Annotated in this window: 21 protein-coding genes and 4 pseudogenes; 12 read left to right on the forward strand and 13 right to left on the reverse strand. The window is 62.5% G+C overall.

The window, feature by feature from the left end; genetic code table 11:
* The first annotated feature begins 155 nt into the window (after positions 1-155).
* Positions 156-3,401: an adenylate/guanylate cyclase domain-containing protein gene (locus tag B5E41_RS12415; RefSeq protein WP_088393980.1), complete on the forward strand. Its 3,246-nt coding sequence runs from the start codon at positions 156-158 to the stop codon at positions 3,399-3,401.
* A gap of 67 nt (positions 3,402-3,468) precedes the next feature.
* The gene (locus B5E41_RS12420) at positions 3,469-4,149 is read left to right on the forward strand and encodes a peroxiredoxin-like family protein (RefSeq protein ID WP_064802623.1); all 681 of its coding nucleotides are present in this window, start codon (positions 3,469-3,471) and stop codon (positions 4,147-4,149) included.
* A gap of 35 nt (positions 4,150-4,184) precedes the next feature.
* On the opposite strand, the gene B5E41_RS12425 is transcribed toward B5E41_RS12420, so the two are convergent.
* Complete coding sequence (locus B5E41_RS12425) at positions 4,185-5,693, reverse strand: winged helix-turn-helix domain-containing tetratricopeptide repeat protein (protein WP_088393982.1); 1,509 nt, start codon at positions 5,691-5,693, stop codon at positions 4,185-4,187.
* 145 nt (positions 5,694-5,838) lie between these two features.
* On the opposite strand from B5E41_RS12425, the gene B5E41_RS12430 reads away from it, so the two are divergent.
* Both B5E41_RS12430 and B5E41_RS12435 read left to right on the forward strand, forming a co-directional pair.
* Complete coding sequence (locus B5E41_RS12430) at positions 5,839-7,008, forward strand: MFS transporter (protein ID WP_176439379.1); 1,170 nt, start codon at positions 5,839-5,841, stop codon at positions 7,006-7,008.
* Positions 7,009-7,107: 99 nt separating this feature from the next.
* Complete coding sequence (locus tag B5E41_RS12435) at positions 7,108-8,076, forward strand: substrate-binding domain-containing protein (protein ID WP_088393986.1); 969 nt, start codon at positions 7,108-7,110, stop codon at positions 8,074-8,076.
* A 68-nt stretch (positions 8,077-8,144) separates the two neighbouring features.
* Here B5E41_RS12435 and B5E41_RS12440 read toward each other — a convergent pair whose 3' ends face one another.
* From B5E41_RS12440 to B5E41_RS12465, 7 genes and pseudogenes are all read right to left on the reverse strand, one after another.
* Positions 8,145-9,410, reverse strand: coding sequence for an ABC transporter substrate-binding protein (locus B5E41_RS12440; protein WP_088393988.1), 1,266 nt, complete (start codon positions 9,408-9,410; stop codon positions 8,145-8,147).
* Positions 9,411-9,435: 25 nt separating this feature from the next.
* Complete coding sequence (locus B5E41_RS12445; RefSeq protein WP_088393990.1) at positions 9,436-10,269, reverse strand: carbohydrate ABC transporter permease; 834 nt, start codon at positions 10,267-10,269, stop codon at positions 9,436-9,438.
* Positions 10,266-11,189: pseudogene (locus tag B5E41_RS12450) on the reverse strand (carbohydrate ABC transporter permease). Before B5E41_RS12450 ends, B5E41_RS12445 begins: the two are co-directional and overlap by 4 nt.
* On the reverse strand, positions 11,182-11,961 hold the full coding sequence (locus tag B5E41_RS12455) for an ABC transporter ATP-binding protein (RefSeq protein WP_342588078.1): 780 nt from the start codon (positions 11,959-11,961) through the stop codon (positions 11,182-11,184). The pseudogene B5E41_RS12450 and the gene B5E41_RS12455 overlap by 8 nt, the downstream one beginning before the upstream one ends.
* Positions 11,962-12,059: 98 nt before the next feature.
* Positions 12,060-12,338, reverse strand: a pseudogene (locus tag B5E41_RS32675) (ATP-binding cassette domain-containing protein); the annotation flags it as partial.
* Positions 12,268-12,975, reverse strand: a pseudogene (locus B5E41_RS12460) (metallophosphoesterase family protein); the annotation flags it as partial. The pseudogenes B5E41_RS32675 and B5E41_RS12460, both read right to left, overlap by 71 nt.
* Positions 12,976-13,166: 191 nt before the next feature.
* Complete coding sequence (locus B5E41_RS12465) at positions 13,167-13,562, reverse strand: hypothetical protein (protein ID WP_088393992.1); 396 nt, start codon at positions 13,560-13,562, stop codon at positions 13,167-13,169.
* A 208-nt stretch (positions 13,563-13,770) separates the two neighbouring features.
* On the opposite strand from B5E41_RS12465, the gene B5E41_RS12470 reads away from it, so the two are divergent.
* The 5 genes from B5E41_RS12470 to B5E41_RS12490 all read left to right on the forward strand — a co-directional run bounded on the left by B5E41_RS12470 (position 13,771) and on the right by B5E41_RS12490 (position 17,160).
* The gene (locus B5E41_RS12470; protein WP_088393994.1) at positions 13,771-13,959 is read left to right on the forward strand and encodes a hypothetical protein; all 189 of its coding nucleotides are present in this window, start codon (positions 13,771-13,773) and stop codon (positions 13,957-13,959) included.
* A gap of 93 nt (positions 13,960-14,052) precedes the next feature.
* A complete protein-coding gene (locus B5E41_RS12475) occupies positions 14,053-14,346 on the forward strand; it encodes a hypothetical protein (protein ID WP_088393996.1) in 294 nt (97 codons plus the stop codon).
* A 507-nt stretch (positions 14,347-14,853) separates the two neighbouring features.
* Positions 14,854-15,360 carry a winged helix-turn-helix transcriptional regulator gene (locus tag B5E41_RS12480; protein WP_088393998.1) on the forward strand — a complete coding sequence of 169 codons (507 nt, stop codon included), beginning with the start codon at positions 14,854-14,856 and terminating at the stop codon, positions 15,358-15,360.
* Between the two features lie 13 nt (positions 15,361-15,373).
* Positions 15,374-16,639: a beta-ketoacyl-ACP synthase II gene (gene fabF, locus B5E41_RS12485; protein ID WP_088394000.1), complete on the forward strand. Its 1,266-nt coding sequence runs from the start codon at positions 15,374-15,376 to the stop codon at positions 16,637-16,639.
* A 92-nt stretch (positions 16,640-16,731) separates the two neighbouring features.
* Positions 16,732-17,160 carry a DUF4864 domain-containing protein gene (locus B5E41_RS12490; protein WP_088394002.1) on the forward strand — a complete coding sequence of 143 codons (429 nt, stop codon included), beginning with the start codon at positions 16,732-16,734 and terminating at the stop codon, positions 17,158-17,160.
* Between the two features lie 19 nt (positions 17,161-17,179).
* Here B5E41_RS12490 and tgt read toward each other — a convergent pair whose 3' ends face one another.
* The 5 genes from tgt to coaD all read right to left on the reverse strand — a co-directional run bounded on the left by tgt (position 17,180) and on the right by coaD (position 21,114).
* The gene (gene tgt, locus B5E41_RS12495) at positions 17,180-18,310 is read right to left on the reverse strand and encodes a tRNA guanosine(34) transglycosylase Tgt (protein ID WP_088394004.1); all 1,131 of its coding nucleotides are present in this window, start codon (positions 18,308-18,310) and stop codon (positions 17,180-17,182) included.
* Positions 18,311-19,393 (reverse strand): tRNA preQ1(34) S-adenosylmethionine ribosyltransferase-isomerase QueA, encoded by a 1,083-nt coding sequence (queA, locus tag B5E41_RS12500; protein WP_088394006.1) that lies wholly within the window; start codon positions 19,391-19,393, stop codon positions 18,311-18,313.
* 72 nt (positions 19,394-19,465) lie between these two features.
* Entirely contained in the window at positions 19,466-19,975 is a 510-nt protein-coding gene (locus tag B5E41_RS12505; RefSeq protein ID WP_010029525.1) for a peptidylprolyl isomerase, read from the reverse strand.
* Positions 19,976-20,003: 28 nt separating this feature from the next.
* A complete protein-coding gene (locus tag B5E41_RS12510) occupies positions 20,004-20,576 on the reverse strand; it encodes a peptidylprolyl isomerase (protein ID WP_012483798.1) in 573 nt (190 codons plus the stop codon).
* Positions 20,577-20,619: 43 nt separating this feature from the next.
* Positions 20,620-21,114, reverse strand: a complete 495-nt coding sequence (gene coaD / locus B5E41_RS12515) for a pantetheine-phosphate adenylyltransferase (RefSeq protein ID WP_064802587.1) — start codon at positions 21,112-21,114, stop codon at positions 20,620-20,622.
* 90 nt (positions 21,115-21,204) lie between these two features.
* Here coaD and B5E41_RS12520 point away from each other — a divergent pair.
* The 3 genes and pseudogenes from B5E41_RS12520 (at position 21,205) to B5E41_RS32565 (ending at position 21,976) form a co-directional block, all read left to right on the forward strand.
* Positions 21,205-21,517 (forward strand): annotated as a pseudogene (locus tag B5E41_RS12520) (hypothetical protein).
* A gap of 132 nt (positions 21,518-21,649) precedes the next feature.
* Entirely contained in the window at positions 21,650-21,805 is a 156-nt protein-coding gene (locus tag B5E41_RS31655; protein WP_176439380.1) for a hypothetical protein, read from the forward strand.
* Positions 21,806-21,841: 36 nt separating this feature from the next.
* Complete coding sequence (locus B5E41_RS32565) at positions 21,842-21,976, forward strand: hypothetical protein (protein WP_010056528.1); 135 nt, start codon at positions 21,842-21,844, stop codon at positions 21,974-21,976.
* Positions 21,977-21,985 lie beyond the last annotated feature (9 nt).

The following is a 21,985-nucleotide window of genomic DNA, read 5'->3' on the forward strand; positions in this document are numbered from 1 at the left end:
ATCTCAAGAAAGTCAGGCGTTCAACGGCGATCGTTGTTCTGCCTCCTGTTTGACGCTTGCGGGCACGGGGCAACAGGTTCATGCTGCTCTTCTGTTGAGGCCCGTTGGTTGCGGCTGATATAGCCGTCGGATACCGGGTTCGTGAGATGCCAGCGATGGACTGCGCCGGCTGCGGTTTCGATATTCAGAGCGGTTTTGCTTTCTGTCCGCGATGCGGCGCAAGGCAGCCTCTCTCTTGCGCCGCCTGCGGTTATGCGTGCCAGCCCGATTTTGCCTTCTGCCCCAAATGCGGCGCATCGATTTCAGGCAAAGCCTCGCCTGCGCCGAAGCCGATTATTGAGGTGGTGCCGACGAAATCCGACAGCGATGCCGACCGGCGGCCGGTGACGGTGCTCTTTGCCGATCTCTGCGGCTTCACCACGCTGAGCGAGCAGATCGATCCCGAAACCATGCGGGTGCTGCAGAACGAATTGTTCGAAGAGATGACCCGGGCGGTGGAAACCTATGGAGGCTTCGTCGACAAGTTCGTCGGCGACGCCCTTCTGGCGCTGTTCGGCGCGCCGGTTGCCCATGAGGACGATCCGGTGCGCGCGCTTGGCGCCGCACTTGATATGATCGACCGGGCCGCCGCGGTCGGCACACGCTGGCAGTCGCGTGCCGGCGTGCCGCTGCGCCTGCACATCGGCATCAACAGCGGCCCCGTCGTTACCGGCGGCTTCGGCGCGGTTGGCGCCAAATCCTACTCGGTGACCGGCGATACGGTGAACACCGCGCAACGGCTGCAATCCATGGCTGGCGAAAACGATATTCTCGTCGGTCCGCTGACCTATCGCCTCACCCGCCACGCCTTTGCCTTCGACAGCCTCGGCGCGCAGGCATTGCGCGGCAAGAGTGGAAACGTGCTCGTGCATCGGCTGAGCGGGCTGCTGGAAGCGCCGCATACGGCACGCGGGCTCGAAAGTTTTGGCCTTCAGGCGCCGATGGTCGGACGGGACGCGGAATTGTCGCGCCTGCTGACCTGCCTCGATCTTGCCTGTGGCGGGGCCGCGCAGCTCGTCCGCCTGATCGGCGAAGCAGGCATCGGCAAATCGCGCCTGGCCAGCGAATTCGTCGGAGTCGCCGCCGATGCGGACCGTTTCCCCGGCCTTGCCATCCGCAAAGCCAGCTGCTCTCCCCTCGGCGAACAATCCTACGGCACGCTCGCCGCGGTCGTGCGGAGCGCTTACGGAATCGGCGAGCGCGACGATCCCGACAAGACACGGCAACTGCTGACAACAGGGTTCCGTGCCCTCGATCTCAGGCCTGATGACATCGAGGCGCTTTTGCCGCTCTTTCTGCATGTTCTCGGCCTCGGCGATCCCGATGGCGCGCTCCGGCACATCGAGCCGGAACAATTGCGGCGGCAGATCTTCTATGCGGTCCGCACCGTTTTCGAGCGGAGGCTGGCGCAAGGCCCTCTCCTTCTTGTCATCGAGGATCTCCACTGGGCGGATGTCGCCTCGCTGGAGGTGCTGCGCTTCATGATGGACCGACTGGAGCGCAGCCGGCTGATGCTGCTTGCGATCTATCGGCCGACGTCGCAGACGGACCCGCTGGACTCCAATCGCGTCAGCGTCACGGTCCAGCGTCTCGGTCCCCTCCTTGCTGCCGAGGGGCAGAAGCTGCTTGCCGCCTTTTTTGGCGAGGGTCACGGCAAGTTGCCGGCGCCGATGCGCAAGCGCATCCTCGATCGCGCCGGCGGCAATCCGCTGTTCATCGAAGAAATCCTGCGCGGGCTGATCGACATGGGTACGCTGCACAATGACGGCCAGCGCTGGCATGTCGCGGCCGAAGACACGGATGTCGATATACCCGTCAATCTACAGGCCCTGTTGCTTGCCCGTGTCGACCGGTTGCCGCAGGAGATCAGGCGTCTGGCGCAGGAGGCGGCGGTCGTCGGCCCGAAGTTCGATACCGCCCTGCTCCGCACCGTCGCGACCGACCCGGCCGGCATCGATGCGGCGTTGGATTATCTCTGCGATGCCAATATCATCGAGGAATTGCGCGGGCCCGACGCCGAGATAGCGCCAGGCTACCGCTTCAGCCAGACGCTGATGCACGATGTCATCTACCACAATCTGCTGCTGCAACGGCGCATGGAGCTTCACCGACGGATCGGCCGGGCGCTGGAACGTCAATATGGCGTGGCGCCCGATCGGGCGGAGCATCTGGCGCAGCTCGGCCATCATTTCAGCCTGACCACGGAAAAGGCCAAGGGCGCCAGCTATCTTATGGCGGCGGGCGATATGGCGCGCAAGATTTACGCCAATGACGATGCCATGCGTCTCTACCGCCAGGCTCTTGCTGCCTTTGCCGACGAGCCGGAGGCGACGCCGGAGCAATCGGCACTGCTGGAGCGCCTTGGCGATCTCTGCGGTCCTGCCGGCCGGCGTGAGGCCGCCCTGAACCATTATCAGCGAGCACTTGCGACCCATCGCGCAAAAGATGATCGGATCGCCGTGGCGAGGATCTTGCGCAAGATCAGCCGCCTGCATCTCGATGCGGGGCGCCGCGATCAGGCGGAGGCCTATTGCGCCGAAGCCGAAGCGATGATCGCGCCGATCGATGCGCCGGTCGAACATGCCCATCTCCTGCAGGAACGCGGCCACCTCGCCTTCCGCACCGGCGACCAAGCTGCTGCTGCCGAATGGGCGACACAGGCGCTGCAATGCCTGCAAACGCTGCCGATCGATGGAACGACGGAGGCTGGACGGGAGGCAGCGCGGGCGATGGCAGAGGCACTGAACACCAAGGGCGCAGCGCTCGCGCGGCTCGGACGCCGCCGTGATGCCGTGCAGGAAGTGGAGCGCAGCCTTTCGGTCGCCGAAAAGGCCGATCTGCAAAGCGCCGCCTGCCGCGCCTATTCCAACCTCGGCGTTCTCTACACGATCGTCGATCCGGCCAACGCCATCAGGATCTGCCGGCGCGGGTTGGAGGTCGCCACCCGTATCGGCGATCTCGGCTTCCAGGCGCGTCTTCTCGCCAATCTCGCGGTCTCCTGCTGCACCTTCACCGATCGCTGCGGAGCCGAGGGCGTGCCGGCGGCGGAAAAGGCGGTGGAAATCGACCGGGCGCTCGATCAGCGCGACCATCTCTCTGTACCGCTGATCGTGCTCGGGCAGATACATCAATGTCATGGGCAGCCGAAGCTAGCTCGTAAGTATTACGAGGAAGCCCTTGAGGTTGCGAAGGAAATTGACGAGCCGCAACTGCTGTTTCCGTGTTATGATGGCTTGGCGACACTGAGCCTTGAACACGACGACATGGACGAAGCGGAACGGTATTTTGCGCTGGCGCAGGATGTGTGCATCCGCCACAAGCTCGACCCCGGCACATTCGTCGTCTTGCCGTTTCTCGACTGAAGGCTTCGTATCTCGCTCTGCATCAATTAGACCAAACGATTCAGAAACATAAAGGGAGGAACTAACAATGCAGGAGAACCACGCCGATAAACCATTACAGCCTGGGGATCGCGCGCCCAACGTCGTGCTGGATGCGATCACCCGCCATGGCAAGATCGCCATCGATGATTTTCGCGGCCAGAAGCCGGTGCTCGTCGGCTTGTTTCGCGGCCTGCACTGCCCCTTCTGCCGCCGGCAGATCGCCGCCATGGCCGAGCTCACCGACGCGTTGCAGGAGAAAGGCATCGACAGCCTGACAGTCGTCAATACGCCGATCGAGCGAGCGCGCCTCTATTTCCGCTACCACCCGCTTCCCAATTTGCTGGCGGCCTCCGACCCCGAACGGGTATCGCACAGAGCCTTCGGCCTGCCGAATATCGAGTTCACCGAATCCGAGAATGAATGGCCGCACAAGGTCAGCATGAGCACGATGTCCTCAATGCGGATCGACATGCCGGGCGAGCTGCCGGAGCCTATGGATGTGATGGCGGCGACCGAATATCTCGACAAGGCCGACGGTTACGAATTCACGGAGGATGACACGCGGATGATCGCCACCGGCCATGGCCAGCTTGTCGGCGAATTCCTGCTCGACCGCGATGGCGTCGTGCGCTGGTGTTTCACGGAAGTCGAGGAAGGTGGCCGCAACTTGTTCGGTGGTCCAGCGCCTCGGGATGTGATGTCTGCAGCGGCGAACATGGCTGTTTGACGCGACTTCCCTGGCCCTTGGGCGGGCCGGCCGCTTCAAGCCGGTAGGCCGGCCTTGCGGTAGCCGTCCACGAAATGGTCAAGCGTCCGGGCGTCGCGAAACGGTTCGGTCGCAGCCCAGTGGCGGGTGGAAAAGCCGGGGTTGGCGACAAGGAAGAGCTCGGTTTCCGCCCGCGCCTCGTCGAGCCGTCCAAGCTGAGCCAGGCTTGCCGCCAGGAAACGACGGGAGCTCGTGCGATAGGTTTCATCGCGACGCAGCGTCTCGACAGCGGCCTCATATTGTCCGGCTGCATATTGCGCCTGGCCGAGTGCCAGATAATACCAGCTTGCCGGAAAGGGATTCAGCCGGAACGCCTTGCGAGCGTGTTCGAGGCCCTCGTCAATCCGCCCGGCCAGGACCGTGATGTCGGATAATGCGGCAAAGGTATCGGCCTCGTTCGGGTCGAGTTCGATTGCCTTGGCGAATTGCGCATCCGCCTCGGCGAAATCGCGTTCATAGGCAAGCAGATAGGCCAGAACCCAACGGCAGCCGGCATCGTTGGGATCGATCACAACGGCCTTGCGCGCCAACTGCAAAGCAACGTCTCGGTTCGATTCCGTCGGCCCGCCGCTATGGACCCATCCCATCCAATGGTTCATGGCAAGCCAGCGATAGGCCTCGGCATAGTGGGGGTCGAGGGTGACAGCGCGCGTCAGCATCAAATGCGCTTCCTCAGCCGTCTGCGGGGAATCGTCCATGAGCTTGCGCGCCCGCACGCAAAGATCGTAGGCCTCGAGGTTCTTCGGCCGATTTCGCGGCGGCGGTGCGCGCAGTCGGCCGAGCAGCGCCTCGACGATCCTGCCCGTCACCTCGTCCTGAACCGCGAAGATGTCGTCGAGGCTGCGGTCGAAACGTTCCGCCCAGAGATGATCGCCACTCACGGCGTCGATCAGCTTGGCGTTGATACGAACGCGCCCGGCAGCACGCCTTGCACTGCCTTCAAGCAAGTAGCGCACACCGAGCTCTTCAGCGATCCCTCGTACCTCGATCGCCTTGCCCTTATAGGCGAAGACCGAGTTGCGGGCGATGACGAACAGGCCGGGCATCCTGGAGAGGTCGGTGATAAGGTCTTCCGTCAGCCCATCCGCGAAGGATTCCTGTTCGGGATCGTTGCCGATATTCAGGAAGGGCAGCACGGCGATCGACGGTTTATCAGGCAGCGGCAAGGTTTTTCGCTTCACACCGCTGAGCCGATGCACGGCTCCCATGAAACGGTAGCCGACGCGCGGAACCGTTGCAATCCATTCACCGCCGCCGGTGGATGGGCCGAGCAGCTTGCGCAGCTGCGCGATCTGGACGGTAAGGTTGCCTTCCTCGACCACCAAGCCGGGCCAGGCCGCGTCCATCAGATCGGTCTTCGCAAGGATTTCACCTGGTCGCCCGACGAGCGCTGCAAGCAGCTTCAGCCCGCGGTGGCTGACGGCAACGGGGTTGTCGTTCCGAAGCAGCATTCCCGCATCCGGATCAAGCACGAACGGACCAAAGGCAAAGCGCGATCCCTGCATAAGCGGACCTATAATCCGTTTGGAAGTTTTTGAGAATGTTTTGGCGAGACTTAATTACGCCGCTCTCCCTATCCTGCAGAATTCCATCCTCTTTCAGATCCGGGCTCCAGCTCCATGGCCCACTGCCAGACAAGGATATATCTGCGTGACTGCCGCAAGCACGACATCACCACGAGAGGATCGGATTCCATGGGCTGCGATGGCCGGCATTATCGCGACGGTGACGGTGTTTGCCGTGGCGCAGGGACTGACCTATCCGCTGCTGAGCTTCATCCTGGAGCGACAGGGAATACCATCAGGCCTGATCGGCCTCTCGGCAGCGATGACGCCCCTGGGTTTCATCATATCGGCGCCCCTCATCCCGAGGCTCTCGCGAGGCGTAGGCGGGGCGCGGCTGGCCATCCTCTGTTCGATCCTGGCTGCCCTTACCCTGGTCGCGATTGCCTGGATCCAGCAGGTCTGGGCCTGGATGCCGCTGCGTTTCTTGCTCGGCTTCTTTGCCAATCCGCTCTACGTGATCAGCGAAACCTGGCTGATCACGATCACGCCGGCACCGCGCCGCGGCCGGATCCTCGGCCTCTATTCATCGATCGTTTCGGCTGGTTTCAGCGTGGGCCCACTATCCCTTTGCCTCGCCGGCACAGAAGGCTGGCCGCCATTCATCATCGGCGTCTCGGCCTTCCTTGCCTGCGGCCTGATCATGCTTGCCGTTGCCCCACGCCTGCCTGACATGCCCGATGACGGCAAGGGAACGTCGGTCGGCGGCTTCTTCGCGCTGGCGCCGCTGCTGCTGTTTGCGGTTTTCACCGCCGCCGCCTTCGAGCAGGTCATGCTTTCGCTGTTCGCCGTCTATGGAGCGGCACTCGGCAGCGCCGAGGGGCGCATTGCTTCGCTCATTACCTGTTTCGTGGCCGGCAATGCCGTGCTGCAGATCCTGCTCGGGCGGGCGGCCGAACGGTTCGGCGCGGCGCGCACCATGTTGTTCTGTGTGCTGGCTTGCCTCACCGGCTGCCTGCTGCTGGCGTTCATCTTCAACACCTGGCTCGTCTGGCCGCTGGTTTTTGTCTGGGGCGGCGTCTCCTTCGGGCTCTACACCACGTCGCTGATCGAGCTCGGCGAGCGTTTCAACGGCCAGACCGTTGTGGCTGGGAATGCGGCCTTCGCCTTCGCATGGGGCATCGGCGGCATGGCGGGTTCACCGGCGGCCGGACTGGCGATGCAGCTGATCGGGCATCAGGGTCTGCCACTATCTCTCGGTCTGCTCAGCGGTGTCCTGGCGTTGCTTCTATGGGTTGAGGCGCGGCACCACCTCTGACCGGCGCCCTCCCGATCGCCGCAGTGAACTGTCAGATCAATGTCATCGAAACCCCTTAAAGCGCCCCGCAATGAATTGGATTGATGCGAGGTGCCTTCGATGGCGACATTGCAGCAGGTCGCGTTCCGAGCAGGATGTTCGCTGGCGACCGCAAGCAGAGTTCTCAACCGCAACGGACCAGCCAGCGAATTAATGGTGCACAAGGTGCGCCGCGCTGCCGCAGAACTCGGCTATCATTCCGCCGGGCGGCTCGGGCGCAGGCCCGTGATCGGCGTTCTAATCCCCAGCATCACCAATCCGGTCTTTGCCTCCTCGCTGTCGAGCATCCAGAATCGCATGCTGGTGGCTGGCCACGGCGTTCTGATCGCCCAGTCGAATTACGATCCGGCACGCGAGGCCGATGCCGTCGCGGCCCTCCTGAACGACCGGCCTACCGGGCTGATCCTCACCGTCTGCGATCCGTCGACCAGCGAGGCGCTGCTTGCCAGGCTGCCGCCGACCGTGCTCCTCAACAACCCGCCGACGGCGCATTTTCCCGCGGCGGTCACCGCCGACAATCGCGGTGCTGGACGCGAGATCACGACCTTCCTGATCGGTATGGGCCACCGCCGCATTCTCTTTCTCTCCGGTAATTTCGCCGCCTCCGACCGCGCCCGCCTTCGCCACCAGGGCTATCTCGACGCCATGGCGGAAAACGGCCTGACACCGCTTGATGCGATTCAGATCTCCTTCGTCGGCGGCTATGATCAGCTGGATCTCAACGCAGCGATGACTTCGCTTTCACCGACGGCGATCATCGCCTCCAACGATCTCCTCGCGCTGGGGGTCATCGGTGCGCTGAAACGCGAGGGGCTCTCGGTGCCGGGAGATGTTTCGGTCGCCGGTTTCGACGGCATCGCCATCGGCCGGCTGATCGATCCGCCGCTGACGACGATCGAAATGCCGGATGCCAGCATGGGTGCGACAGCCGCCTCACTGCTTCTCGACATGGCGGAGAACGCCGCCCCTGCCCGCCATCTCGATGTCGCCTATACGCTTCGCCGCGGCGGCACAGTGCGCGCCATCTGAAGCGCTTAGCAATGAAAAGGCCACCGCGCACTCGACGCGGTGGCCCCTGTGTCTGGCAAGGAAGGCGATCAGCTGCGCGGCAGCATGCCCTCGACATCCGCCGCAGCATCGTCGAGCGCTTCCTTCGGATCGGCCGACTGGTCGACGATGCGCGAGAGGTTATCGACGATCGTCTGCGTGACCTTGACGCCGTTGGAGCCGGGGAAGGCATACCAGGGGATCATCACCGGCATCTGGCTGAGGCCTGCCTGGAACAGCGGGTTCTGCTTGTAGAAATCGCCGAGATAGTCGGGCGACTTGGCGGCGAGCTCATTGTTCGGGACATAACCGGTGCCCGGCACGACGACCGAGGCGCCATAGGGGCCGGCGGCGAATTTGGCGAACTTCCAGGCGGCGTCCTTCTTGGCGGCGTCGTGGGTCAGGATGACGACGGCGTTGCCGCCCGTGGGCAGGCGGCCGTTCACCGGATCGATCAGCGGGATCTTGGCGGTGCGCAAATCGAACTTGTTGCCGACATTCTTGATCGTATTGCGCAAGGCGCCCGTCGTCTGGAATTCGAAACCGACCTTACCTGCCGCGAAGGCCTGCTCACCGGCAGGCTTGGTAAAGACGGGCATGCCGCCTTCGGCAACGAGGCGATGCAGGACTTCGACGGCCTTCTGGCCTTCCGGACCGTTGAAGGTGACCTTGCTTTCGTCGTCGCTCAGCATCTTGCCGCCGGCGCCGAAGAGCAGCGCTGAAAACATCCAGTCGTCGCCCTGCCAGCGGAAATCGATACCGTCGACGCCGTTGCCGAGCGCTTTGATCTTGCCGCCGAGCGCGATGACCTCGTCCCAGGTCTTCGGCGGATTGTCGGGATTGCCGCCGGCCGCCTTCACCAGATCGGCGTTGTAATACATGATCGGGTTGGAGGTGGCGAATGCGAGGCCCACCTGCTTGCCCTTGACCTGGGCGAGCTTGAGGATCGTGTCCGAGAAGCCCTGTTCGGCCATATTGCCGTCCTTCTTGACGAGCGGACCGAGATCGACGGCGACGTCGCGTTCGTCGAGCATGCGCAGGCGGTTCAGGCCGATGAAGGTGATGTCGGGCATTTCGCTGGTGCCGACCTGACGAAGGATCGTCTGGATGCCTTCTTCATAGGTCGCCGAGGGGCTGGCGAACTGGATCTTGATGTCGGGGTTCTCAGCCATGAACTTCTTCGAGATCGTGTCCATCACGTCCTTGAAGAAACCCGGCATCGGGTAATGAACCGTCAGCGTCGTCTCGGCCTGCGCGGGAAGCGCGATTGCCAAGGATACGGCCGCTGCGGCGAGAAGCTGGGTGATATGTTTCATCGCTCGTTCTCCTGGTTGAAGCCGGTCAGCCTTTGAGACCGGTCATGGTGATGCCCTCGACGAAACGCTTCTGCGCAAGCAGGAAGGCGATAACGAGGGGAAGGGTAATAATGAGGGTCGCCGTCATCAGCGCGCCGTAATCGTCGCCGGCCTCGGCGGCGCGAAAGTACATCAGCCCGAGTGGCGGCGTGGCGTAGTCCTGCTTGCTGATGACGACCAGCGGCCAGTAGAGATCGTTCCAGTGCGCGACGACCGAGAAGATAGCGAAGGCAGTAACGGCCGGCCAGGCATTCGGAACGATGACGCGGGCGACGATGCCGAGCTCGGACATTCCGTCGAGACGCGCGGCATGGACGAGATCATCCGGCATGGCGCGGAAGAACTGCAGGAACATGAAGATCGCGAAGACCGAAATGGTGAAGGGCGCAACGAGGGCGGCGTAGCCGTTGAGCAGCGAGGCGCGGTCGAAGGCGACATAGAGCGGCAAGGCGGTCGCATGGATCGGCACCAGCAGGCCGAGCATAACAAGCACCATCATGGCCCGGGCGGCCCCAAAGCGCAGCTTCGCCATCGCATAGGCGCAAGGGATCGCCACCAGCACCTGGAAGAAGAAGATCAGCCCGCAGACGACGACGCCGTTCCACAGGAGCCGCACCATCGGCACCCGGCTCAGGGCCTTGGCAAAATTCTCCGGATAGGTGAGGTGCGCCGGGATCAGCGACAGCGACGAAGTGAAAATATCGCTCTGGGCCTTGCCCGCCGCCGAAATCATGAAGACGTAGGGCGAAAGGAAGATGATCGCGCCCAGGGCAAGCAGCGTCAGGCGGATAATCCGGCCGAGGGAAAAAGCGCTCGTCATGTGTAATGCACCCGCCGATCGAGGATGCGGTACTGCAGGAACATCAGCACCACGAGGATCAGGAGAAAGACGACGGTCATCGCAGAGGCATAGCCGACGCGCAGGTAGACGAAACCTTCCTGGTAGATCGTGAAGAGCAGCACCTCCGACGCCTTGTTCGGGCCGCCTTCCGTCAGTGTCTTGACGGTCTCGAAGACCTTCACGGCGTTGGTGATGCTGATCGTGATGACGAAGAGCGTGGTCGGCCCGAGCATTGGCCAGGTGACCAGCAGAAAGCGATCGAGGGCGGATTTGGCGCCGTCCACTTCGGCGGCTGCGTAAAGCTCGCGCGGGATCGCGGTCAGTCCGGCCAGGAACAGCACCATGTTGAAGCCGGCCGACTGCTAGACGCCGATGATCGAGAGGCTGTAAAGTACCGTGCCGGAGCTGCCCAGCCAGTTGGGGCCGGGCACTCCCGCCAATGCAAGAAGTGCGTTGATAGGTCCGATGGTCGGGTGGAACATATATTGCCAGACGGTCGCCATAGCGACGATCAGTGAAGCGACCGGCAGGAAGTAGGCGGTGCGGAAGAAGCTGCGCGCTGCCGTCTCGCTCTCGATCAGCATGGCGATACCGAGGCCGAGCATGATCGAGACGGGCGCGACGATCGCCGTATAGACCGTCGTGTTCCACAGCGACTTGCGGAACGTGCGGTCGGTGATCAGGTGCGCGTAATTTTCGAAGCCAACGAAACGGAACTTGCCGTAGCCGAGTTCGAAATCGGTAAAGCCCAGGAAGATGACAGCCGCGACCGGCAAAAGCACGAAGAGGAACAGCAGCACGATCGCCGGCAGCACCAGCATCCAGGCGATGCGGGCCTCGCTGCGCCGATGCGAAACGGCGGGATTGCCAACTACGCCCATGGAAACGACGCTAGCCATGCGCCCTCTCCCGCGCGATGTCGCCTGCGGCGAGCCCATTGCCGGCCTCGGCGCGAGCAGCCAGCCGTCTACCATCCTCGGCGAAGGCCATCGTCCGGCTCGTGTCGAGCCGCAGCCCGACCGGATCGCCGGCGGCGAGCCCTGCAGCTTCTGGCGGCTGAACCTTGGCGATCACGATCTCGCCGATCGCATCGAGGCGGCAATAGAGAATGACCTCCGATCCCAGGAACTCGATGCGCTCGATCCGGGCGGCGAGCCCATCCTGGCGGTTCCGGTCGAGAGACACGAACTCGGGGCGAATGGCGAGCGTGACCGGCATCTTGCCGGCGGGCGGGTTTTCCAGTGTCAGACGCAGGTCGCCAAAGGCAACCAAACCGCCCTCGGCTTCCGCCGGTAATTGATTGATGCGCGGTTGGCCGATGAAGCGGGCGACCTCGATATGGGCGGGATCGTCATAGATGACCTCAGGGCTTGCGATCTGCAGCAACCGGCCGCCCATCATCACAGCGACGCGATCCGCCATCGACAGCGCTTCCGCCTGATCATGGGTGACGTAGAGCGTCGGCACACCGGCGCGGCGATGGAGGTCGACGATCTCACCACGGGCATGGACGCGCAGGTTGGCGTCGAGATTGGACAGCGGCTCGTCCATCAGGAAGATGCTTGGCCGGCGCACCATGGCGCGGGCGAGCGCCACACGCTGGCGCTGGCCGCCGGACATCTGGCCGGGCTTGCGGTCGAGCAGGGGTTCGATCTTGAGTGATGTCGCCATTTCCTGACGTCGCGGGTAATCGCCGCACGGATCGCGCGTTGGCCCGGCATCAATGAGCCGATGAAGGGCAGCCGCTGCGTCGTCGACAGCCGGCGCATCGCCAAGGGCACGGCGATATTCTCAGAGGCCGTCAGATGCGGATAGAGGGCGTAGGACTGAAAAACCATGGCGATGTTGCGGTCGGCGGCCGCGACACCGGACATATCTTTCCCGCTGATCAGGATCTCGCCACGATCGGCGTGGTCGAGGCCGGCAAGGACGCGCAGCAGCGTGCTCTTGCCGCAGCCGGAGGGGCCGACCAGGGCGATGAATTCGCAGGCGCCGACATCGAGGCTGACGCATCTCGCGCTCCATCTTGTCGATGATGAACGCAGCAGACGGACCCCAGGTCAGCTGGGTATTGTCGAAGCGACCCTGCCAGGCCCAGTGAAGATGGCCGCTGGCAAACAACGCCACGTCATGGGCCGATATCAGATCATAGAGCCGCCGGCGCTGAGCCGGGCGATCGCTCCAGTAGCCGGTATCGCCTTCATCGGGCGCATCGACGAACAGAGGCTTATGGGCGAAGAGTGCCACTCGCCGCCCTGCCCTATCTTCGAGCGCCTTGGCAAGCCACTCGAACTGGGCCTCCTCCTCATCATCTTCATGGCCGAGAAGCAGTGAATTCAACCCGATGAAGCGCCAGCCGGCCGCATTCTCCAGCCAGCGATCGTCACCGGCAAGGCTGCGCCAGCGAGCCAGCCGGTCGGCATTCACGGGCTGGTCCGAACCTTTGAGGTGGCCGACATCATGATTGCCGGGAACGATCAGCATCGGGATCGATACCTGGCGCATGAGATCCATCGAGAAGGCGATGTCCTCGTCCTTGTCGGCGCCGTCGACGGTGAGATCCCCGGTATGGACGATCAGATCGGCGCCGGTCTCTTCGATCCAGCTCAAAAGTGGTGCCCAGTTGCCGTTGAAATGCGGCTTGCCGGGGCTGAAATGGGTGTCGGTAATCTGAATGATTTTCATGGGCGCGCGCGTCTCCGAGAACCTTGGAAGCGTCTCCTCGACGCTCCCTACTCGGCCCCTCTCTAGAGGGCTCCCATGTCAATCAGACATCCACGGTTTTCAGTTGTTTTCCAATTTTGACATCATTCCGTCACACAGCCGCAGGCCGCCTCCGGACTGGGAGCCGGCCCATCTGCTGGATTGGGTGGAGATCAGTGCCGCGGCGCGTTGGCGGGAATGGACGACACGGTCGCCGAAACGGGGTCGCTTGCGGGGAAGGTGTCTTCGAGACCTTCGTTCAACTCCTCTTCCAGCGTTTCGCTGTCGTGGGTGGAACGCGCGCTTGGCTGGCCGACGAGGCCCTTGCTGCCTTCGTCGAAGTTGCCGTTGCTCAAGGCGTCGTACCGGTTGATGCTGCCGTCCGCGCTGCGGCCGGGAAAGGCGGTCAGCTGAACCATCATCACCTTGGCGTGGTCGAGCGCCGTCGAACTGTCGAGCTCGCCATGGGAATTGTTGATTTTGACGGCAATCGACTCTCCTCCCTCGCCCAGGAATTCCACCGTGAAGAAGTTGCCGGACTGTGTCACGCGCGTATCGATCAACTGCATGGGAACCTCCTGTGTTCATGCCAAACCAACGGCGATCAGCAGCAGGAGTTCCACGACGAGGCCATTTCAATGCGCGTGTATGCGCGCCGAGGATTAGATCGGCTGAAACTCGGCTGGCATTTATGGTTAATTTATTAATAATTCGAGGTTTATGGTTGGAACAAAGCGACCTTTCCGAATGTTGGTGCTGCGCCGTGGAGGAACCTCGATGATCCTGAAAATCCTTGCTCCCAAGATCGAAGCCGACTGCCATGACACCGGCACTTATCCCGACGGGATTTTCGCCGAAAACCGCATCGACCTTTCGTCGCGCCGCGACGACCGCCGTCGCTCGCCGCATGAACGCGATTACGGTGCCGACAGAAAACTGGAAAAACTGCCGCTCGGCTTCGTCTAAGCAGCCTACGGAAGGCCACAACCTCCTCTTGCCGGCCAGTTGATCCCGGCCACATTCTCCTTTGACGCCACTCGCGCAGGTCAGGAGAAGCCTTTGCCCTGGATCGCCTATATCGCCCATTTCATCGCCGCGGCATTTCTGGCCAACGGCATCCCGCATTTCGTCAACGGAGTCAGCGGCCGGCCCTTCCGCACCCCATTCGCCAATCCCAGTTCGCCGACGGTTAATGTCATATGGGGCTGGGCGAACTTCCTCATCGCCTTCCTGCTCTTTGCCAATATCGGGCCGCTCTATATCGGCACTCCGGGCGATACGATTTTCGCTGCGGCCGGCATGCTGGTCACCGGCATCCTGCTCGCTCGCTTCTTCGGAGGCGGCGGGATCTAGCAGTTTGTTGACAAAGTCTCCTCCACTATGCTCGGCCTCGTGCTGAGCACCTGAGCACCGCAATACTTGACGGGAAAACGTTTATTTTCAGATGCTTATTGGGTCGCATAAATCCTCGGCACAAGGCCACTGCTGTCCGGCTCGCGTCGACGGCTTGCCCCTAACCCTAACCCTCATGCGCTAGATTAGGCTCTGAAGGACGGGGCGAGACGAGTGGCTCGACCCCGGTCGGTGCCGGCAAGCGGATGAGGGGCTGGTTCCGCCAATCTCCGGTGTCCGGATGCCCTTGGCATTGAACTCCTGCTCGTGTCTCAATTCGCAGGAAGCGTCTGACGGTAAAAGAATCAATACCATTTATCCGGTCCACATTTTTAAACCGGACAGCCGCGGCACAAGGCCGAGGATGACATCGCGGGTTTTGCACTGGTCAGTCAGCAGCCTGCTAGGAGCATTTCCCGCACTTATGTTACTTGCATGATGATAGTCACTCCTGTACTGACATCTGCCATGCAGCGGACAAGTTTCAGCCAGTTCAAATGCCCGGCGGCGCGCGCGCTCGATAGCGTCGGCGACTGGTGGAGCATTCTGATATTGCGTGATGCCTTCCAGGGGCTGTCGCGTTTCGATGAATTCCAGAAAAGCCTCGGCGTGGCGCCGAACATCCTGACGCGGCGGCTCAAACACCTGACGGATGAAGGTTTGTTCGAGCGACGGCTCTACCAGCAGCGCCCTGCCCGCTACGAATATCTGTTGACAGAAAAAGGCCGCGATTTCTTTCCGGTGTTGATGGCGCTGTTTTCCTGGGGGAGCCGGCACATTCCGGAAGAGGATCTCGCCTTTCTGCTCAGCGACTCGAACTCCGGCAAAGCGCGCGAGACGGTGCTTGTGGACGCACGGACCGGCGAAGAAGTAACGCCCGAAAACACCAGCCTGCTTGCAGGCCCAGCCGCCGATGATGAGGTGCGTGGGCGGATCGCCCGTATGCGCGCCTGGTACCTCGGCATCGACGCATAGAGAGGAAAATATCATGGATCGCATCGTTGTCACCGGCATGGGACTTGTCTCGCCACTCGGTACCGGCGTCGAGCCTGCGTGGAAACGTCTCGTCGACGGCGCCGCGGGTCTGAGGGCACTGCCCGAGGATGTCGTCGGCGAACTCGCGGCCAAGGTCGGCGGTATCGTTCCCGGTATTACCGAGGATGGCGAGGCCGGTTTCGACCCGGACCGCTACATCACACCCAAGGACCAGAAGAAGATGGACCGCTTCATCCATTTCGCCATGGCGGCGACGGAGGAAGCAGTAAAGCAGGCCGGCTGGATGCCGACCGACGAAAGCGCGCGCGAACGCACCGCAACGATCATCGCCTCCGGCGTCGGCGGCTTTCCCGCCATTGCCGAGGCGGTACGCATCGGCGAGACGCGCGGGGTACGGCGGCTGTCGCCCTTCACCGTGCCCTCCTTCCTCGTCAACCTCGCGGCCGGCCAAGTCAGCATCCGCTACGGCTTCAAGGGGCCGCTCGGCGCGCCGGTGACGGCCTGTGCCGCCAGCGTCCAGGCGATTGGAGATGCGGCGCGGCTGATCCGCTCCGGCGAAGCCGATGTGGCGATCTGCGGCGGCGCCGAGGCGTGCATCGACAAGGTGAGCCTCGGCGGCTTTGCCGCCGCGCGTGCGCTTTCCACTGGCTTCAACGAGACGCCGGAACTGGCCTCGCGGCCCTTCGACACGGCGCGCGACGGTTTCGTCATGGGCGAAGGCGCCGGCATCCTGGTGATCGAAACGCTCGACCATGCGCTGGCCCGCGGGGCGACACCGCTTGCCGAACTCGTCGGCTACGGCACCGCGGCGGATGCCTACCACATGACCGCAGGCCCAGAAGATGGCGATGGCGCGCGCCGGGCGATGGAGGCCGCACTCAGGCAGGCGAAGATTCCGGCCGCGGAGGTCAGGCACCTTAACGCGCACGCGACTTCGACACCGGTCGGCGACAAAGGCGAAATCGCTGCGATCGGCACGGTCTTCGGCCGCAATGGCGCCATTGCCGTCAGCGCGACGAAGTCGGCGACTGGCCATCTGCTCGGCGCAGCGGGCGGCTTGGAAGCAATCTTCACCATTCTTGCGCTGCGCGACCAGATCGCGCCGCCGACCCGTAACCTCAACGAAGCCGATCCGGCCGCCGACGGCATCGATATCGTCGGTAAGACGGCGCGGCCGCTGGCGATGGACTATGCCATCACCAACGGTTTCGGCTTCGGCGGGGTGAATGCCAGCGCCCTCTTCCGCCGCTGGTCGTAACGCGGCTGCGCAGTTTTGCTGGAATTGCGCCAGAAATCGCCTACACTTCCGTGCTATCGGGGATCTTTCTCCGATAGAGCCGGAGATCATCCATGCGCGCCTTCTTCGCAGTTCTCATCCTGTGTGCCGCGTCCCTCCTCTCCACCGTCTCAAGCCGCGCCGAAGACCCAATCGACACGACACGGACAATGATCGAGGAGCAGATCAAAGCCTTCCTCAACGAGGATGTCGAGACCGCCTATTCCTTCGCCGCTCCCGCCATCAAGGCGATGTATCCCGACAAGAACCTGTTCTTCGCCATGGTGAAGAAGAGCTACGAACCGGTCTATCATCCCGGCAATTACGCCTTCGGCCGCAGCCGCTCGATCGACAACGGCGCGCTGATCTATCACGAGGTGCTGATTTCGGGCCGTGACGGCAAGGACTGGACGGCGATCTACCAGGTCACCCGCCAGCCCGACGGCAGCTACAGGATCAATGGCGTGCAGATCATGCCCGATGCGGACAGCAAGGGAATCTGATCGAGCTGCGTTCGGCCGATCAAACTGGGTCGAGATCACCCCTCGCCCATTCCTCCATCGTCTCCGCCATGAAATCGGCGAAGCGGCCCTCGGCGATCGCCTTGCGGATGCCCTGCATCAGTTCCTGGTAGTAAGCGAGATTGTGCCAGGAGAGCAGCATGCCGCCGAGGGCTTCGTTGGCGCGGACGAGATGGTGGAGATAGGCGCGGGAATAATCGCGCGAGGCCGGGCAGTTCGACTGTTCGTCGAGCGGGCGCATATCCTCGGCATGGCGGGCATTGCGGATATTCACTTTGCCGCGGCGGGTGAAGGCCAGGCCATGGCGGCCGGAGCGGGTCGGCATGACGCAGTCGAACATATCGATGCCGCGGGCGACGGATTTTAGAATGTCGTCAGGGGTGCCGACGCCCATGAGATAACGCGGCTTTTCAACGGGCAGGACCGGAAGCGTCTCTTTCAACATATTCAGCATCACGTCCTGTGGCTCGCCGACCGCAAGACCGCCGACGGCGTAGCCCTTGAGATCGAGCTTGGTCAACTCCTCGGCCGAACGGACGCGCAGCGCCGGGATATCGCCGCCCTGGACAATGCCGAACATGGCCTTGCCAGGTTGCTCGCCGAATGCCACCTTGCAGCGCTCGGCCCAGCGGAGCGACATTTCCATGGCGCGCTCGATCTCCTTCGGCTCGGCCGGCAGTGCCACGCATTCGTCGAGCTGCATCTGAATGTCGGAACCGAGCAGGCCCTGGATTTCGATCGAGCGTTCCGGCGACATGTGATGCAGGCTGCCGTCGACATGCGACTTGAAAGTGACGCCCTGCTCGTCGAGCTGGCGCAGGCCGGACAGCGACATGACCTGGAAACCGCCGGAGTCGGTCAGGATCGGGTGTTCCCAGCGGATGAGCTTGTGCAGGCCGCCGAGGCGGGCGACGCGCTCGGCGGTCGGGCGCAGCATCAGATGATAGGTGTTGCCGAGGATGATGTCGGCGCCGGTTTCGCGCACCTGGTCGAGATACATGGCCTTGACGGTTCCGACCGTGCCGACCGGCATGAAAGCCGGCGTGCGGATCGTGCCGCGCGGCATGGAAATCTCACCGAGACGGGCGCCGGCATCGCTCTTCTCGAGCGTGAATTGGAAGTTCTCTGTCATCTAGTCTTTCCGGAAAAGAAGGCTCGCGTCGCCGTAGGAGTAGAAGCGGTAGCCCGTGGAAATAGCGTGTTCATAGGCCGCGTGCATGGTTTCGAAGCCGGCGAAGGCCGAGACGAGCATGAACAGCGTCGAGCGCGGCAGGTGGAAATTGGTCATCAGCATGTCCACGACCTTGAAGCGGTAACCGGGCGTGATGAAGATGCCCGTGGCCCCGGCCCAGGGCTTGATCTCTCCACTCTCCTCGGCGGCACTCTCGATCAGCCGCAACGAGGTGGTGCCGACACAGACGATGCGCCCGCCTCTTTGCTTTACCGCGTTCAGCCGGGCAGCGGTTTCTGCGCTGACATAACCGCTTTCGAGATGCATCTTGTGATCGTCCGTATCGTCGGCCTTGACGGGCAGGAAGGTGCCGGCGCCGACATGCAGCGTAACGAAATGGCGTTCGATGCCGGCCCTGTCGAGCGCTTCGAACAGCGCTGGCGTGAAATGCAGGCCGGCGGTGGGGGCGGCGACGGCGCCCTCCTCTCGGGCATAGATCGTCTGGTAGTCGGCGCGGTCGCGCTCGTCCTCCGGCCGTTTGGCGGCGATATAGGGTGGCAGCGGAATATGGCCGACGGCGGCGATCGCCTCGTCGAGCACCGGGCCGGACAGATCGAAGGCGAGCGTCACTTCGCCCGCTTCCCCCTTTTCCTCCACCGTCGCATCGAGCGAGCCGATCATGCAGCTTTCGCCGGAATGGCCAAAGGCGATGCGGTCGCCTTCCTTGATGCGTTTGCCGGGCTTGGCGAAGGCCTTCCAGCGGCTGGGGCCGATGCGCATATGCAGCGTTGCTGAGACCTGCTGGCCGCCGGCGCCGTCGCGATGGCGGATGCCCTCGAGCTGGGCGGGAATGACCTTCGTATCGTTGAACACCAGCGCGTCGCCGGCCCGAAGAAACGACGGCAGATCGCAGACGTGATGATCCGAGAGCGCGCTTTCCGCATTGGGATCGACGACGAGCAGGCGCGCGCTGTCGCGCGGTTCGGCGGGCCGCAGCGCAATGCGTTCGTCCGGCAGGTCGAAATCGAAAAGGTCTACGCGCATCGAGGTACTTTCAGGCAAAGCGAAACCCGCCCCGCGCTTTCGCGCAAGGGCGGGTTTCAGCAGAAATCACAATCAGACGTCGGCGGCAACCCGCATGGAGACGATCGAGTCCGGATCGGAAACCGGTTCGCCGCGCTTGATCTTGTCGACATTGTCCATGCCCTCGATCACCTGGCCCCAGACGGAATACTGCTTGTTCAGCCACGGCGCGTCGGTGAAGCAGATGAAGAACTGCGAATTGGCCGAGTTCGGGTTCTGCGAACGGGCCATCGAGCAGGTGCCGCGAACATGCGAGGTGGCGGAGAATTCAGCCTTCAGGTCCGGCTTGGAGGAGCCGCCCATGCCGGCGCGGCCGGGATTGAAGGTTTCAGAACCCTTCTTGCCATATTCGACATCGCCCGTCTGGGCCATGAAATCCTGAATGACGCGGTGGAAGACGACGCCGTCATAGGCCTTCTCGCGGGCGAGTTCCTTGATACGGGCGACATGCTCCGGGGCGACCTGCGGCAGAAGCTGAATGACAACCTTGCCCTTGGTGGTTTCCAGAATGATGGTGTTTTCGGGATCCTTGATCTCGGCCATTGTCTTCTCCTCTTGTTTCTCTCGTAATCTACTTCTTGCCCAGGGTGACCTTGATCATCCGGTCGGGATTTTTGACTTCCCCGTTCTGGCCTTCGCCGCGCTTGATCTTGTCGACATTCTCCATGCCGGAAACGACCTTGCCGACGACGGTGTACTGACCGTTCAGGAAGGAACCATCGGCGAACATGATGAAGAACTGCGAGTTGGCGGAATTCGGATCCTGCGAGCGGGCCATGCCGACGGTGCCGCGCACGAACGGTGTCTTGGAGAATTCAGCCGGGATGTCGGGCATGTCGGAGGATCCGGTGCCGGCGAGGCTGGCATCGAAGCCCTTTTCCATGTTGCCGTATTTGACGTCGCCGGTCTGGGCCATGAAGCCCTCGATGACGCGGTGGAAGGCAACGTTGTCGTATTCGCCCTTCTTGGCCAGCGCCTCGATCTGGGCGACGTGCTTCGGCGCCACCTCGGGCATCAACTGGATCACGACGGGGCCGTTCTTCAGCTGGATGGTGAGATAGTGATCGGCCGCCTGGGCGAAGGCATCCCCCGCGAAGGAGGCCAGATACAGCACGCCGGCAAATGCGAGATAGAAGAGTTTCATGTGAGCTCCGTTGCGGCGTTATCCGCCTAGGCTTTTGCGCTTGCTAGTTTGGGCGCTTGGATGTGAGGGCTTGCAGGACGGCGGCCGGGACGAAAGCGCTGACATCGCCGCCCATGGCGGCGATCTGGCGGACCAATGTGGCGGTAATGGGCCGCGACGCCGTGCCGGCTGGCAAAAAGATGGTCTGGATGTCGGGCGCCATCGTTCGGTTCATGCCGGCCATCTGCATTTCGTAGTCGAGATCCGTGCCATCGCGAAGGCCGCGAATCAGAAGGGTGGCGCCATGGGCGCGGGCGGCATCAACGACCAGATTGTCGAAGGCAACGACCGTGATGTCGCTGGTCTTGCCGGGCAAGGCTTCGGCCAGCGACAGGCGGATCAGCTCGGCTCTCTCTTCGAACGAAAAGAGCGGCGCCTTGCCGGGATGGATGCCGATCGCGACGATGACTTTTTCGGCGACGTTCAGCGCCTGGACCAGAACATCCACATGTCCGTTGGTGATCGGGTCGAAGGACCCAGGATAAAAAGCTGTCGTCATCTGGCCCGGCCATTCGTTTGACGCCTTTTGTCACGGATGCGGACTTGTCGCAAGTGATTTACCCGGCCGTGGCGCACGGCTGAACAGCGGATGAACATGCCATTCAAGGCCGTTTCAGACGGGATCTGTTTAATTCGGATCATCGACCCAGCCGATGCCATTCCGGCAGCCGGCGCTCCACGAAAGACCGAAATCCATGCTGATCGTGCTCGTTGCACTCGCCACTGTTCTCTCCCTCGCCGCCGAGATAGCCTATGGCCACTTCGCCGATCGCTACGAGGTGAGCTGGGTGCGGCCGGAGCTTGCAGAACATGCGGCGATCGCGCGCGCCCAAACGCCGCTGCGCGGAAATGAAGACCGACTGCGCTTGGAAAAACGGACTTCGAATCTGAACGCCAGATGAACGAGACATTCAAGGAGGCTTCAGATCGCCATTGGTAAACACCCGCTCAACATCCGGCGGAACCATATTTAAACGGATGCGTTCACTTAACCGACACAGAAATGCGTCAAAGCGCGGCAGGAAGGACCAAAAATGCCCGGCAAGATTACGATGATTAACGTGCTCTGGATGGTCATGGTCACGGGCATGCTCACCGCAACTGTCGCTCTTTACGATCAGAAGGTCGATACCTCCAAGGTTTATGGCCCCTATGCTTCGGCTCGCACGGCCGTACTGGGCCAGCACTGAGGAGCGAGTACGCAACTCCCCAGGAAAGGAATGCCTATGTTCACGATCTTGACAGTGCTCACCGCCCTCATCAGCGTCATGTTCATCGTGTCTGTGGCCTCGACGATATCAGCGCTGCGGCGCGAAGGCGAAGAGGTGAAGGCGCTGAACGAAAAGCATAGCGCGTTCTGACATTCCTCT

Source organism: Rhizobium esperanzae (assembly GCF_002204185.1).
Lineage (GTDB): Bacteria > Pseudomonadota > Alphaproteobacteria > Rhizobiales > Rhizobiaceae > Rhizobium > Rhizobium esperanzae.

Bases quoted from the DNA above. Each gene is read 5' to 3' on its own strand.
- B5E41_RS12415 (WP_088393980.1), top strand. From the start codon at position 156: ATGGACTGCGCCGGCTGCGGTTTCGATATTCAGAGCGGTTTTGCTTTC.
- B5E41_RS12420 (WP_064802623.1), top strand. From the start codon at position 3,469: ATGCAGGAGAACCACGCCGATAAACCATTACAGCCTGGGGATCGCGCG.
- B5E41_RS12425 (WP_088393982.1), bottom strand. From the start codon at position 5,693: ATGCAGGGATCGCGCTTTGCCTTTGGTCCGTTCGTGCTTGATCCGGAT.
- B5E41_RS12435 (WP_088393986.1), top strand. From the start codon at position 7,108: ATGGCGACATTGCAGCAGGTCGCGTTCCGAGCAGGATGTTCGCTGGCG.
- B5E41_RS12440 (WP_088393988.1), bottom strand. From the start codon at position 9,410: ATGAAACATATCACCCAGCTTCTCGCCGCAGCGGCCGTATCCTTGGCA.
- B5E41_RS12445 (WP_088393990.1), bottom strand. From the start codon at position 10,269: ATGACGAGCGCTTTTTCCCTCGGCCGGATTATCCGCCTGACGCTGCTT.
- B5E41_RS12455 (WP_342588078.1), bottom strand. From the start codon at position 11,961: ATGGCGACATCACTCAAGATCGAACCCCTGCTCGACCGCAAGCCCGGC.
- B5E41_RS12465 (WP_088393992.1), bottom strand. From the start codon at position 13,562: ATGCAGTTGATCGATACGCGCGTGACACAGTCCGGCAACTTCTTCACG.
- B5E41_RS12470 (WP_088393994.1), top strand. From the start codon at position 13,771: ATGATCCTGAAAATCCTTGCTCCCAAGATCGAAGCCGACTGCCATGAC.
- B5E41_RS12480 (WP_088393998.1), top strand. From the start codon at position 14,854: ATGCAGCGGACAAGTTTCAGCCAGTTCAAATGCCCGGCGGCGCGCGCG.
- fabF (WP_088394000.1), top strand. From the start codon at position 15,374: ATGGATCGCATCGTTGTCACCGGCATGGGACTTGTCTCGCCACTCGGT.
- B5E41_RS12490 (WP_088394002.1), top strand. From the start codon at position 16,732: ATGCGCGCCTTCTTCGCAGTTCTCATCCTGTGTGCCGCGTCCCTCCTC.
- tgt (WP_088394004.1), bottom strand. From the start codon at position 18,310: ATGACAGAGAACTTCCAATTCACGCTCGAGAAGAGCGATGCCGGCGCC.
- queA (WP_088394006.1), bottom strand. From the start codon at position 19,393: ATGCGCGTAGACCTTTTCGATTTCGACCTGCCGGACGAACGCATTGCG.
- B5E41_RS12505 (WP_010029525.1), bottom strand. From the start codon at position 19,975: ATGGCCGAGATCAAGGATCCCGAAAACACCATCATTCTGGAAACCACC.
- B5E41_RS12510 (WP_012483798.1), bottom strand. From the start codon at position 20,576: ATGAAACTCTTCTATCTCGCATTTGCCGGCGTGCTGTATCTGGCCTCC.
- coaD (WP_064802587.1), bottom strand. From the start codon at position 21,114: ATGACGACAGCTTTTTATCCTGGGTCCTTCGACCCGATCACCAACGGA.
- B5E41_RS31655 (WP_176439380.1), top strand. From the start codon at position 21,650: ATGCCCGGCAAGATTACGATGATTAACGTGCTCTGGATGGTCATGGTC.
- B5E41_RS32565 (WP_010056528.1), top strand. From the start codon at position 21,842: ATGTTCACGATCTTGACAGTGCTCACCGCCCTCATCAGCGTCATGTTC.